Source organism: Amphritea balenae, assembly GCF_003858655.1.
In the GTDB taxonomy this organism is placed as follows: Bacteria; Pseudomonadota; Gammaproteobacteria; order Pseudomonadales; family Balneatricaceae; genus Amphritea; species Amphritea balenae.
Map to the genome: position 1 here is coordinate 65207 of NZ_RQXV01000007.1, position 12705 is coordinate 77911.

General features: G+C 51.0%; 11 protein-coding genes. 10 read left to right on the forward strand and 1 reads right to left on the reverse strand.

The window, feature by feature from the left end:
- Positions 1-77 precede the first annotated feature (77 nt).
- The 4 genes from EHS89_RS13015 to nfo all read left to right on the forward strand — a co-directional run bounded on the left by EHS89_RS13015 (position 78) and on the right by nfo (position 3847).
- Complete coding sequence (locus tag EHS89_RS13015; RefSeq protein ID WP_124926591.1) at positions 78-917, forward strand: YdcF family protein; 840 nt, start codon at positions 78-80, stop codon at positions 915-917.
- Complete coding sequence (gene recJ, locus EHS89_RS13020; RefSeq protein ID WP_124926592.1) at positions 910-2643, forward strand: single-stranded-DNA-specific exonuclease RecJ; 1734 nt, start codon at positions 910-912, stop codon at positions 2641-2643. Before EHS89_RS13015 ends, recJ begins: the two co-directional genes overlap by 8 nt.
- Positions 2644-2673: 30 nt before the next feature.
- Positions 2674-2856: a hypothetical protein gene (locus EHS89_RS13025; RefSeq protein ID WP_124926593.1), complete on the forward strand. Its 183-nt coding sequence runs from the start codon at positions 2674-2676 to the stop codon at positions 2854-2856.
- A gap of 142 nt (positions 2857-2998) precedes the next feature.
- The gene (gene nfo, locus EHS89_RS13030; RefSeq protein WP_124926594.1) at positions 2999-3847 is read left to right on the forward strand and encodes a deoxyribonuclease IV; all 849 of its coding nucleotides are present in this window, start codon (positions 2999-3001) and stop codon (positions 3845-3847) included.
- A 30-nt stretch (positions 3848-3877) separates the two neighbouring features.
- Here nfo and EHS89_RS13035 read toward each other — a convergent pair whose 3' ends face one another.
- Positions 3878-5620 carry a SulP family inorganic anion transporter gene (locus EHS89_RS13035; protein ID WP_124926595.1) on the reverse strand — a complete coding sequence of 581 codons (1743 nt, stop codon included), beginning with the start codon at positions 5618-5620 and terminating at the stop codon, positions 3878-3880.
- 170 nt (positions 5621-5790) lie between these two features.
- Between EHS89_RS13035 and EHS89_RS13040 the strand changes: the two genes are divergently transcribed.
- The 6 genes from EHS89_RS13040 to parC all read left to right on the forward strand — a co-directional run bounded on the left by EHS89_RS13040 (position 5791) and on the right by parC (position 12648).
- Positions 5791-6414, forward strand: a complete 624-nt coding sequence (locus EHS89_RS13040; RefSeq protein WP_124926596.1) for an NUDIX domain-containing protein — start codon at positions 5791-5793, stop codon at positions 6412-6414.
- A 45-nt stretch (positions 6415-6459) separates the two neighbouring features.
- Complete coding sequence (locus EHS89_RS13045) at positions 6460-6900, forward strand: DUF1249 domain-containing protein (protein WP_124926597.1); 441 nt, start codon at positions 6460-6462, stop codon at positions 6898-6900.
- Entirely contained in the window at positions 6897-7664 is a 768-nt protein-coding gene (locus tag EHS89_RS13050) for a metallophosphoesterase (RefSeq protein WP_124926598.1), read from the forward strand. The genes EHS89_RS13045 and EHS89_RS13050 overlap by 4 nt, the downstream gene beginning before the upstream one ends.
- Before the next feature lie 99 nt (positions 7665-7763).
- Entirely contained in the window at positions 7764-8393 is a 630-nt protein-coding gene (locus tag EHS89_RS13055; protein WP_124926599.1) for a YqiA/YcfP family alpha/beta fold hydrolase, read from the forward strand.
- Positions 8394-8401: 8 nt separating this feature from the next.
- Positions 8402-10291 carry a DNA topoisomerase IV subunit B gene (gene parE, locus EHS89_RS13060; RefSeq protein ID WP_124926600.1) on the forward strand — a complete coding sequence of 630 codons (1890 nt, stop codon included), beginning with the start codon at positions 8402-8404 and terminating at the stop codon, positions 10289-10291.
- Positions 10292-10356: 65 nt separating this feature from the next.
- Complete coding sequence (gene parC, locus EHS89_RS13065; protein ID WP_124926601.1) at positions 10357-12648, forward strand: DNA topoisomerase IV subunit A; 2292 nt, start codon at positions 10357-10359, stop codon at positions 12646-12648.
- The last annotated feature ends 57 nt before the right edge of the window (positions 12649-12705 follow it).

Here is a 12705-nt window from a genome sequence, read left to right on the forward strand (position 1 = left end):
GAGCCCGTTACAGCTAGCTGTAACGGGTTTTTTTGGCTCTGAAAAGTGATATTTAAATTCCTGGGGGGGAATTATTGATGGATCTGTTTTTTCTACTGTCGAAAGTGTTTTGGGTGTTGGCAAATCCGGGTAATTTTCTGGCGCTGCTGTTGCTGATCTCACTGCTGTTTGGCTGGCGTAAAATTACAGGACTGGTGGTTTTCAGCCTGTTGCTGATCACGTTCTACCCGATGGGAAATCTGTTGTTACAACCGTTGGAGAAGCGATTTCCACAACCCCAGCAGATGCCGGCTGACGTTGCCGGTATTATTGTTTTAGGCGGGGCTGAAGAAGCTGAGCTTAGTTCAGTCTGGCAACAACCGCAGTTTAATATGGCGGCGGAGCGGGATATGGCGATACTGCCGCTTCTGCAGCGCTATAAAGACGTGCCGGTCGTGCTGACAGGTGGCTCAGGTTCTGTAACTAAGCCGGAGTTTCGTGGTGCTGATGTCTTGCAGAGTTGGTTGCAGTCGCAGCAGCTGGATAACCGGGTTATTTATGAACGCAATTCTCGTAATACCTTTGAAAATGCGATCTATAGCCATGATAGCCTGCCTGCTGGTAGTGATATTGCCGATGCAGAAGGCTGGTTGTTGGTGACTTCGGCATTCCATATGCCCCGTTCCATGGGCATATTCCAGAATCAGGGTTGGAATGTTATTCCCTATCCGGTGGATTATTACTCTAAACCGGTAACAGTAGAAAACTGGCGGGCTGATCTGGGCCGCAATCTTTTTGAGCTGGGTATCGGTATGCGTGAGTGGCTGGGTCTTTCGGCTTACTACCTGACTGAAAAAACAGCGGTACTCTTTCCCTCGCCGGAGAGCGTTCCCGCTTCTGAGATAACTCCTGCTTCTGAGATAACTCGGAATGACTGAACTGATCATTCGTCGTCGCAGCGCAGACGATAAAGGTAAGATATTTAATCAGGCACATCCGCTATTGGCACGCATATACGCCAGTCGGGGTCTTGATGATCTGGATAATCTGGGGCGAAGCCTGCAACAGCTGCAGACTGGCAAGGATATGTTGGGTTTATCTGCCGCAGTCGCTCGTCTTATTATCGCATTGGAACAGAAACAGCATATTCTGATCGTGGGTGACTTTGACTGTGATGGTGCGACCAGCACCGCCGTCGGCATCCTTGGACTGGGAATGATGGGCGCTGAGCGCGTCAGTTATCTGGTCCCGAATCGCTTTGAGTTTGGTTATGGTTTAAGCCCTGAAATAGTCAAAGTTGCGGCGCAACAGCAACCGGATCTGATCATTACTGTTGATAATGGTATCTCCAGCGTCGAAGGTGTTGCTCAGGCAAATGCGCTGGGAATTGATGTCATTATTACCGATCATCACCTGCCGGGCGAGAGACTGCCGGATGCCTGTGCCATTGTGAATCCTAATCAGCCGGATTGCCGGTTTAGCGAGAAGTCGACCTGCGGTGTGGGCGTTATTTTCTATCTGATTACGGCCCTGCGCCGTGAGCTTGAACAGCTGGACTGGTTTACGCGAAATAACCTGGCTAAGCCGAATCTGGGATCGCTGTTGGATCTGGTTGCCTTAGGTACGGTGGCCGATGTAGTACCTCTGGAGCAGAATAACCGTACTCTGGTATATCAGGGATTACAGCGGATTCGATCCGGTAAAGCCCGTCCTGGTATTCTGGCGTTGATCGATATCAGTGGTCGTCAGCGCAGCCGCCTTACGGCTACCGATCTTGGCTTTGCGTTGGCGCCGCGCCTGAATGCAGCGGGACGACTGGATGATATGTCGATCGGCATTGAATGTTTGCTGACCGGTGATCCTGAACAGGCAAAACAACTGGCGTTGAAGCTGGATGGGTTGAATCAGGAGCGACGCAGTATTGAGCAGGAGATGCAGCAGCAGGCCAATGGCTTGTTAGACGAGCTGCAACTGGATGCTGAGGGCGAATTGCCTTTTGGACTGTGTCTTTATGACGCTAGTTGGCACCAGGGGGTGATAGGGATACTGGCGTCGCGGATCAAAGAGAAAGTAAACCGTCCCGTGGTGGCTTTTGCGATCGGCGATAGCGGCGAATTGAAGGGTTCTGCCCGCTCGGTACCGGGGTTCCATATCCGTGATGGGCTGGATGCAGTAGCGGCTAAACATCCGCAACTGCTGAAAAAATTTGGCGGTCACGCGATGGCTGCGGGTATGACTATCGCAGCTGAGCATCTGGCGCTGTTTCAACAGGCGTTTGATGCTGAGGTCAGGCGCCAGATGAGTGCCGAGCAGTTACAGCATTCAGTGTTAACCGATGGTGGCCTGCTGGGATCTGAGCTGAATATGGAGATGGCGGAGCTGTTGCGTGAAGCCGGCCCCTGGGGGCATCAGTTTCCTGAGCCGCTGTTTGATGGTGAGTTTTCTCTGCTGCAACAGCGAATAGTTGGTCAGCGACACTTGAAACTGGTGTTAATGGAACCAGATACAGGTATCGCGATTGATGCGATTCATTTTAATGCTGATACCGATACCTGGCCTGATGAAACGATACAGCGTGTCCGTGCGGTGTATCGATTAGATATAAACGAATTCCGTGGGCAACGTAGCCTGCAACTAATGATAGATCACCTGCTGCCTTTGTAGCTGGCAGCATGTAATAAGAGAGACTAAACGATGAATGATTTTACCCTGGATGAGCTGAACACTCTGGTTGCTGTATTTGAAAAAGCGGGCATTGCTGAAGATGGCAGTGTGGAAGCTGAGATGTTCAACCGTATCAAGACTGCACAGGCTGAGCGTGCTGAGCTAGAGAGTATGGATTTTGATGACTGCCTAGGCGGTGCTTGTAAGCTGTAACACCTGAGATAATCTACTGCGCAATCAATGGGCGGCGTTGCGCGGTGCTCAGATTCCTCATATATCACTTATATACTGCGGTTCTTGCGCTCCGGGCGCCTTGCCCATTGATTGCTCGTAACGATTCTTTAAGGTGTTAAATATGTACTATGTGGGAGCTCATGTCAGTGCTGCCGGCGGTGTTGAAAATGCCCCGCTTAATGCGGCTAAACTTGGCGCAAATGCTTTTGCCCTGTTTACTAAGAACCAGCGTCGCTGGGAAGCTAAACCGCTGACTAAAGGCAGCATCAAAAAGTTTCGCGATAGCTGTGAGCGGTTGGGATTTGCACCTGAACAGGTGCTGCCCCATGACAGTTACCTGATCAATCTGGGGCATCCGGAAGCTGAGCCGTTAGAAAAATCCCGCAACGCTTTTATTGATGAGCTGCAACGTTGTGAACAGCTGGGGCTCTGCTATCTGAACTTTCATCCCGGTAGTCATCTGCGCAAAGTGGATGAAGAGGTCTGTCTTAATACGATTGCTGAATCGATCAATATCGCGCTGGATCAAACCAGTGGTGTCACCGCAGTGATTGAGAATACCGCTGGCCAGGGCAGCAACCTGGGGAACCGGTTTGAACAGCTGGGTCATATTATCGAGCGGGTGGAAGATAAAAGTCGCGTCGGTGTTTGTCTGGATACCTGTCACACCTTTGCTTCAGGCTATGATTTGCGGGATCGTGATGATTGTGAGACGACCTTTGCTGAATTTGAACGTTATGTGGGCTTTCAGTACCTCAAGGGTATGCATCTGAACGATTCTAAAGCTGAATATGCCAGCCGCAAGGACCGGCATCATAGTCTGGGAATGGGTGAGATCGGCTTAGAAGTATTCCGGTATATCATGACCGATGATCGCTTCCGGGGAGTCCCGATGGTGCTGGAAACTATCGATGATACGATCTGGGCGGAAGAGATTCAGATGTTACGCTCATTTCAGAACCCGGCTTGAAGAATTGACGCTCAGTCGTTTAAACAGGTTTCAGATCTCATAAACTTCAGCGTCACCCAGGCCAAGCTCACGTACCGCTTCATCGGTGGTGAAAAATATTCTTCCCGGACTGATCTGTTCAATAAACCGGGTGCTTTGTAACTGATCCATTACCGGTCCTTTGACCTCGGCAAAATGCAGTGTGATAGCTTGAGACTGCAGATGGACTGAGAGGTTTTCTAAGCTCTCCAGCGCACTGGCATCGATAAAGTTAACGGCGTTACAGATCAGAACTACATGTTCAACCTGGCGGTGGCTGGCGCACTGTGCCCGGATAAAGTCTTCAACGAAGCGGGTATTGGCAAAGTACAGGCTTTCATCTACCCGGATCGCCAGAATATGCTTGTCGGTAGCGACATCGTGGCGCTGAATATTTCTGAAGTGCTGACTATCACCCACCCGGCCCACCACGGCAATATGGGGCTGACTGCTACGGTAAAGCAGAAGTATGAAGGAGATGGCGATACCGGCCATTATGCCCAGCTCGACGCCAAGTAACAGAACAAAGGCGAAGGTGCCCAGCAGGGTCAGTGCATCGGCTTTATTGAACCGCCAGCTATCGGTAAAGGATTTAACATCGATCAGCGGTATCACCGCCATAATAATGACTGCGCCTAATACTGCTTTTGGCAGATAGTAGAACAGTGGGGTGAAGAAACTGACCGTGATCACCACCATCAGTGCTGAGATAATCGATGCGATAGTGGTTTGAGCGCCGGCAGAGTGGTTAACCATTGAACGGCCAAAACCGCCGGCAACCGGATAGGTTCCGCTAAATGCTGCCCCCAGATTGGCAGCCCCAAGTGCGATTAACTCTTTATTCGGATCGATGCGCTCGCGTCGCTTACTGGCCAGAGTAGTCCCGACAGATACGCTTTCCAGAAAACCGATCAGTGCGATCAGAAACGCAGGGGTAAGCAGTTGCTGCCATAGCTGCAGATCAATACTGATTAAGCTCAGCGTAGGTAAGCCTTCAGGGATGGCCCCTACAATAGCAACCTGATGGCTTTGCTCCAGTTGCAAGCTGGCAACCAGTACAATGCCAACGATCATGGCAAACATCGGTCCGGCACGGCAGACAGGCTGCACCAGCCAGACAGGCAAAGGAGAGCGTTCCAGCAGGCAGCAAAGTTTGGCCTTTACAAACCAGAGGGTGAACAGACCAGATAAGCCGAGTAATAAGGTTGCGCTGTTAACTGCCTGGAGATTGCTTAGCAGGTAGCTGAAGGTATCGGTAAAAAAGCCACCTGAGGGGATATTGAGCCCGGTCAGGTGCCGAATCTGACTGATAGCGATTAATAGTGCTGCGGCACTGGTGAAGCCGGATATTACCGAGTGGCTCATAAAGTTTACGATAGCACCCAGCCGCATGATGCGTAGCAGGATCAGAATTACGCCCACTAATAGCGAAAGGTTGATCGCAATAGTGACAGGGTCGCCCAGGCCGCGCGCGGTGGAGTCTGCAATAGTTGAACCTACCATGAGGGAGGCGATGGCGACCGGACCGACAGCCAGACTGCGGCTGGAACCTAGCAGGGCATATAAGAACAGCGGAATAATAGCAGCATACAAACCGTACTGTGGCGGCAAGCCGGCCAGAAATGCATAGGCCATACCTTGAGGGATAAGCATGATACCCACGACAATCCCGGCCACCATATCACTGACAAAGCTATCCCGCTGATAGTTCTTTAACCAGCTATAAAGCGGTAAGTAGGCTAAGAGTCGTGACATGCTGGTCCTGTATAAAAAGCTGTATCAATATTAGGGAATTCTTATATATTCCTTTAGGTAATATTGATATATCAGTTAATTATATACAGTTAAAGGTGGCTGATACCAGTCATGCTATATTGGCATTCGACCTATGAGTGAAGTTTAGTGATCTGGAGCAGGAAAATACGATGGCACAGTGGCATCCGCGCTTTGGTGCGCAAGATATGGAAGTGGTTGAACATGAGCGTATCTGCGATGGTTTTTTTAAGATTGGCCGGTTAAAAATCCGGCATAAACTGTTTGAGGGTGGCGAGATAGAGATTATCCGTGAGCAGTTTCAGCGTGATGATGCGGTCTGTGTTTTGTTATTTGATCCCGTTCGGGATGCGGTGTTACTGATTGAACAATTCAGGGTTGGCGCAATCGGTAAGCCGGGCAGTCCCTGGTTACTGGAATTAGTCGCAGGAATTGTAGAGCCCGGAGAAACCGCTGAAGATGTTGCCTCGCGGGAATCCGTTGAAGAAGCCGGAGTATCTATTAGCGATATTGTGCCTATAACCCGCTATCTTCCCAGTGCCGGTGGCAGTGATGAATATGTTGATCTGCTCTGTGCCAGAGTGGATAGCGCTCAAGCGGGTGGGGTGCATGGTCTGGCGGAAGAGGGCGAAGATATTCTGGTGCATGTGCTACCCTTTGCTGAGGTTTGTCAGCTAGTGGCAGATGGCACTATTGATAATGCTGCCACCATAATTGCGGTACAATGGTTACAGATAAATAAACAGAGGCTCCTGCAGCAGTGGGGCTGTAAATAAGGACAAAACACTGTCGGATAACGGATCATTGCGACAGCTTTTAGTATGAAGAAACGATATATCCCTGACCTGGTTAAGCAGATGGCTGATTGTGAAGCCAATTATCTGCGGCTGATGCGGCTGATGCCGGATCTTGAACAGTGCGACGAGCGCGAGTTTGAGGTCCATTGGCATAATCAGCACAGTACCGTACGGCTCAAGGTTGAGGAGCGTTTTACCTATACAACAACCGTCCTGGTGTCGCAATCGCTGGAGCATAGCTGGCTGGAAGCTCCAAGCCTGATCGTAAGAATGTACCATGACGCCCGTGCTGCTGAGGTGATCTGTCTGAAAAGCCGACGACAGTTTAAAGGGGTTTATAGCTACCCTAATAATCAGATGCATCAGCGGGATGAAAAGGCCCAGCTGAATCAGTATCTGGGGGAGTGGCTGAGCCACTGTCTGACCCATGGCCATGAAGCTGAAACGGTATATAGCTACTCATGAGTGACACTGTGCTGATCGCCCAGATAACCGATTGCCACCTGCAGAACGATCCTGAACAATTATACCGCGGCCTTGATGTTGAACAGCATCTGGATGCGGTGCTCGAAGATCTGTTTCATCCCGCTGAGTTTTCCCGACCGCCAGACCTTATATTATGGACCGGTGACCTGATTCATCATGGTGGGCCGCAAGGCTATCTGCGGTTGCAGCAACGTCTTGCTCAGCTCCCGGTACCCAGTTACTGGATTCCCGGCAATCATGATGATACTGCTTTGATGATGCAGATTGGCGGGGCTTTGAACCTGCGTACCCTTGAGTGTGGCGAGTGGGTTATTATCTTACTGGACAGTACTTCTCTGCCTGATGGCAAAGGTAGTGGGACCCTGGCGCAGAATGAGCTGGATTATCTTCAGCAGCAGTTGAATCAGTATTCAGACCGGCACTGTCTGGTCGTGCTGCACCATAACCCGGTGAAGGTACAGAGTGGCTGGCAGGATTCTATTATGCTGGCGAATGCCGCCTCATTCTGGGAGGTGCTACATAACTATTCCCAGGCAAAAGCGGTAGTCTGTGGTCATGTGCATCAGGACTGGGATCTGGACTGGCAGGGGGTGCGGGTATTAATGACTCCCGCCAGCTCTGTGGAGTTTAAAAAATGTTCCGATCAGTTCCAGCTTGATGACGATAAAAAGCCGGCCTACCGGTTACTGGAACTGCGATCCGACGGCCAGATTCAGACCTCGGTCAAAAGAGTCCGCTGTTAAGGTTGCAACGTACCCGGCACTCCGGTACTTTTAGCAAAAGCATGTATATATATACAGATGCATGCGCTGGCGTAAGTGCAGATTTAAATAAGGGTACCGATGGCTCAGCCACTGTTTATCTACATCCATGGTTTTAACAGCTCGCCAGATTCCTTTAAGGCGCGATTTTTTGCCGACTGGATGGCTGAAAATGGGCGGGCTGAAGAAGTTATCGTGCCGCAGTTACCCCACTGGCCTGCCCGGGCGGTAGCGCTGTTGGAGCAGCTGGTTGAGGCGAATGCCGACCGTAATATTACCCTCATAGGCAGCTCATTAGGTGGTTATTACAGTACCTGGCTGGTGGAAAAATACGGCTTACGTGCGGTGTTGATTAATCCGGCGGTGCGTCCCTATGAGTTGCTGGCGGATATGCTGGGAGAACAGGGCAATTATTACAGCGATGAGAAATATGAGTTGACCCGAAAGCATCTGGATCAGCTATTGGCGGTAAATTGCAGTGAACTGAATGACCCGCAGCACTACCTGTTATTAACTCAGACTGCCGATGAAACCCTGGATTATCGTGAAGGGGTAGAAAAATTCAGCGCATCACCGATGCTTGTGCAGCAGGGTGGATCGCACGGTTTTGACCAATTTGAACTTGTAATTCCGACTATTCTGGCGTTTGCCGAAGGTTGGATTGAACTACCATCGCTGACCGATCTGAATGCGATGGAAGAGAAGGACTGATACTTCAGATGACGAATTATAATGCCGATGCAATTGAAGTACTGAGCGGACTGGATCCGGTCCGGCGTCGTCCCGGTATGTATACCGAGACCGACCGGCCAAATCACCTGGCTCAGGAAGTTATCGATAACAGTGTCGATGAAGCGCTGGCCGGCCATGCGTCGCAGATGGATGTTACCTTACACAAAGATGGCGCCATCAGTGTTAAAGATAATGGTCGGGGGATGCCGGTAGATATCCATCCGGAAGAGGGCGTCAGCGGCGTTGAACTAATCCTTACCCGCCTGCATGCGGGTGGTAAGTTTTCCAACGACAATTATAACTATTCCGGTGGTTTGCACGGGGTGGGCGTATCAGTTGTTAATGCGCTCTCCAAACTGCTTGAAGTCACCATTCGCCGGGGTGGTAATGTTTATAGAATGACCTATGCCGATGGCGAGAAAGTTTCTGAACTGGAGATCGTCGATAGCTGCGGTCAGCGAAATACCGGTACCGAAGTACGCTTTCTGGCCGATGGTCAGTATTTCGATACCCCGAAATACCATGTCACTAAGCTGAAGCATATGCTGCGGGCTAAAGCGGTGCTTTGCTCTGGATTGCGGGTAACCTTTACCGATGCGACCGGAGCAACAAAAGAGAAAGAAGAGTGGTATTACGAAGATGGTCTGATCGATTATCTTAAAGGTACCACTCAGGTATTTGAAACCCTGCCGGAAGAGCCTTTCACAGTATCGATGAAAGGTGAAGTCGATGCGATGGATGTGGCACTACAGTGGTTGCCGGAAGGAGGGGAGCTGACCTGCGAAAGCTACGTTAACCTGATCCCGACTGCTCAGGGCGGCACCCATGTGAACGGTCTGCGTACCGGTCTGCTGGACGCGATGCGTGAATTCTGTGAATTCCGTAACTTGCTACCAAGGGGGGTGAAAATTTCCGCCGAGGATATCTGGGAGCGTTGTTGCTATATCCTGTCTGTAAAAATGCAGGACCCACAATTCTCAGGTCAGACCAAAGAACGTCTGTCATCTCGTCATATCGCAGCTTTTGTCTCCGGCGCCGCTAAAGATGCCTTTAGTCTGTGGCTTAACCGTCATGTAGAAGACGGTGAAAAACTGGCTGAACTGGTGATTAGCCATGCTCAGAAACGGATGCGATCGAATAAGAAAGTGATCCGTAAGAAAGTCACTCAGGGGCCTGCTCTGCCAGGTAAACTGGCCGACTGTACCGGCGGTGATGCGATGCAGGGCGAGCTGTTCCTGGTGGAGGGTGACTCTGCAGGAGGCTCAGCTAAACAGGCGCGAAGTCGTGAGTATCAGGCGGTGATGCCGCTGCGGGGTAAGATTCTTAATACCTGGGAAGTCGATGCCGGTGAGGTACTGGGTTCGCAGGAAGTGCACGATATCTCAGTGGCGATCGGGGTCGAGCCGGGCTCGGATGATTTTGACGGCCTGCGTTACGGTAAGGTTTGTATCCTTGCCGATGCGGACTCCGACGGTCTGCATATCGCTACGCTGCTGTGCGCCCTGTTTGTACGTCACTTCAGACCGTTGGTCAATGCCGGTCATATCTATGTAGCTATGCCGCCGTTATATCGTATCGATGTGGCGAAAGATGTTCACTATGCCCTGGATGATGCAGAAAAAGACAGTGTGGTTGAACGGATCAAAGCAGAGCGTAAAAATGCCAAGATTGGTGTGCAGCGCTTCAAGGGTCTGGGCGAGATGAATCCCCTGCAGCTGCGGGAGACCACTATGTCCCGTGATACTCGTCGATTGGTTCAGTTAACTATTGAGCCGGGCGATGGCACCAACGAAGTAATGGATATGTTGCTGGCTAAAAAACGCTCCTCCGACCGTAAAGTGTGGCTGGAAAGCAAAGGCAACCTGGCAGAAGTTTAACTCTATATTAAAGAATTCAACTGACTCTGGTAGCAGAGCCGGTTCAGTATTAAAAGGTCCTGCGGATGAGCGGAACAGTACATATCGATGAGGGCGTAGAACGCCTGTCACTGAAAGAATATACCGAGAAAGCGTATCTGGATTATTCCATGTACGTCATTCTCGATCGGGCGTTGCCGAATATTGGCGATGGTCTGAAGCCGGTACAGCGACGGATCGTCTATGCGATGTCCGAACTGGGTCTGAAAGCGAACGCGAAGTATAAGAAGTCGGCGCGAACGGTCGGTGACGTGCTGGGTAAATTCCATCCCCATGGTGACAGTGCCTGTTACGAAGCGATGGTGCTGATGGCGCAGCCGTTTTCTTACCGTTATCCACTGGTTGATGGTCAGGGTAACTGGGGCTCGCCGGATGATCCGAAATCCTTCGCCGCGATGCGATATACCGAATCCAAACTGGCTAAATATGCAGAGATATTGCTGAAAGAGGTTGGCCTGGGTACCGTTGAATGGGGTCCGAACTTTGACGGTACGATTAAAGAACCACTGACTCTGCCGGCGCGTTTGCCTAATATCTTACTCAACGGTACTACGGGTATTGCCGTTGGTATGGCAACAGATATTCCGCCGCACAATCTGCGCGAAGTGACTCAGGCCTGTATTCAGCTGTTATCAAAGCCGAGTACGAGCCTGGAAGACCTGTGTGAGATAGTGCCGGGGCCGGATATGCCGACCGAAGCCGAGCTGATCACGCCGCGCCATGAACTGCGTAAAATGTATGAAACCGGCAAAGGCAGCCTGCGAATGCGGGCGGTTTATAGCCGGGAGCAGGGTGATATTGTTATCACCGCGCTGCCTCATCAGGTGTCCGGTGCCAAAATCCTGGAACAGATAGCGCAGCAGATGCAGCAGAAAAAGCTGCCGATGGTATCCGATCTTCGGGATGAGTCTGATCATGAAAATCCAACCCGGTTGGTGATCGTGCCCCGTTCAAACCGGATCGATGTAGAGCAGTTGATGGCTCATCTGTTCGCCAGTACGGATCTGGAGCGCACCTACCGGGTCAATATGAATATGATCGGTATCGATGGCCGGCCACAGGTTAAGAATCTGAAACAGATCCTCACCGAATGGCTGACCTATCGTACTGAAACAGTTCGTCGACGCTTGCAGTACCGCCTGGATAAAGTGCTGGCACGCTTGCATATTCTCGAAGGTCTGATGGTTGCTTATCTCAATATCGATGAGGTAATCGAAATCATCCGTACCGAGGAAAAGCCCAAGCAGGTAATGATAGAGCGCTTTGGTATTAGCGAAATTCAGGCGGAAGCGATCCTTGAGATTCGTCTGCGTCAGTTAGCTAAGCTGGAAGAGATTAAGATCCGCGGTGAGATGGATGAACTGTCGGAAGAGCGTCAACAACTGGAAGAGATTCTCGGTTCAGAACGTCTGATGCGTAAGCTGATAAAAGATGAGCTGAAAGCCGATGCTAAAGAGTTCGGTGATGATCGTCGCTCTCCTATTGTCGCTCGTGAAGAAGCCAAAGCGCTGGATGAAAAGGCGTTACTCAGTGCAGACCCGGTGACTGCTGTTATATCCAAACAGGGTTGGATCCGTGCCGCTAAAGGTCATGATATTGATCCTGCCGGACTGAGCTATAAGTCGGGTGATGGCTTTAAGCTAGCCTGTAAAGGTCGGATGAATCAGCCGATCATTCTGATGGACAGCACCGGCCGTGCCTATTCGCTGGAAGCGCATACACTGCCATCAGCACGGGGCCAGGGAGAGCCGGTGACCGGTAAACTGACCCTGCCAAAAGGGGCTACTATCGATGCCGCTATTGCGGGTAAAGATAAAGATGCGGTACTGCTGGCTTCAGATGCGGGCTATGGCTTCGTAACTAAGATTGCTGATATGACCAGTAAGACCCGAACCGGTAAAGCCGCTCTGACGCTGCCTAAAGCGTCGATGGGTATGGCACCACTGGCGATTAAGGATAAGGCGAATGACCTGTTGGTTGCCGTGACCAATGAGGGGCGGATGCTGGTCTTCCCGGTGGCTGATCTGCCCGAACTGGGACGGGGTAAAGGTAATAAGATTATCAATATTCCGTCGGCAAGAGCGGCTGCCCGTGAAGAGCTTCTCGTGGCGCTGGTTACTTTATCGCCAGAGGATACTTTGCAGGTGAATTCCGGCCGTCAGCATCTGAAGATGAAACCTTCAGATCTTGAGCATTACCGGGGTGAGCGGGGCCGCAGAGGTAATAAGCTTCCGCGGGGTTATCAGCGGGTCGATTCGCTGGATGTTCTGGTTAAGGCGGGGCAGGAAGCTGATGGTGAAGCGGAGTCCGGGGAGTAAAGCGTTAGAGCGCAGCTTCGCGGCTTGCCAGAAAGAGCATTAAAAAGAGCGCCTGTT

Bases quoted from the DNA above. Each gene is read 5' to 3' on its own strand.
- EHS89_RS13015 (WP_124926591.1), top strand. From the start codon at position 78: ATGGATCTGTTTTTTCTACTGTCGAAAGTGTTTTGGGTGTTGGCAAAT.
- EHS89_RS13025 (WP_124926593.1), top strand. From the start codon at position 2,674: ATGAATGATTTTACCCTGGATGAGCTGAACACTCTGGTTGCTGTATTT.
- EHS89_RS13045 (WP_124926597.1), top strand. From the start codon at position 6,460: ATGAAGAAACGATATATCCCTGACCTGGTTAAGCAGATGGCTGATTGT.
- EHS89_RS13035 (WP_124926595.1), bottom strand. From the start codon at position 5,620: ATGTCACGACTCTTAGCCTACTTACCGCTTTATAGCTGGTTAAAGAAC.
- parE (WP_124926600.1), top strand. From the start codon at position 8,402: ATGACGAATTATAATGCCGATGCAATTGAAGTACTGAGCGGACTGGAT.
- nfo (WP_124926594.1), top strand. From the start codon at position 2,999: ATGTACTATGTGGGAGCTCATGTCAGTGCTGCCGGCGGTGTTGAAAAT.
- parC (WP_124926601.1), top strand. From the start codon at position 10,357: ATGAGCGGAACAGTACATATCGATGAGGGCGTAGAACGCCTGTCACTG.
- recJ (WP_124926592.1), top strand. From the start codon at position 910: ATGACTGAACTGATCATTCGTCGTCGCAGCGCAGACGATAAAGGTAAG.
- EHS89_RS13055 (WP_124926599.1), top strand. From the start codon at position 7,764: ATGGCTCAGCCACTGTTTATCTACATCCATGGTTTTAACAGCTCGCCA.
- EHS89_RS13050 (WP_124926598.1), top strand. From the start codon at position 6,897: ATGAGTGACACTGTGCTGATCGCCCAGATAACCGATTGCCACCTGCAG.
- EHS89_RS13040 (WP_124926596.1), top strand. From the start codon at position 5,791: ATGGCACAGTGGCATCCGCGCTTTGGTGCGCAAGATATGGAAGTGGTT.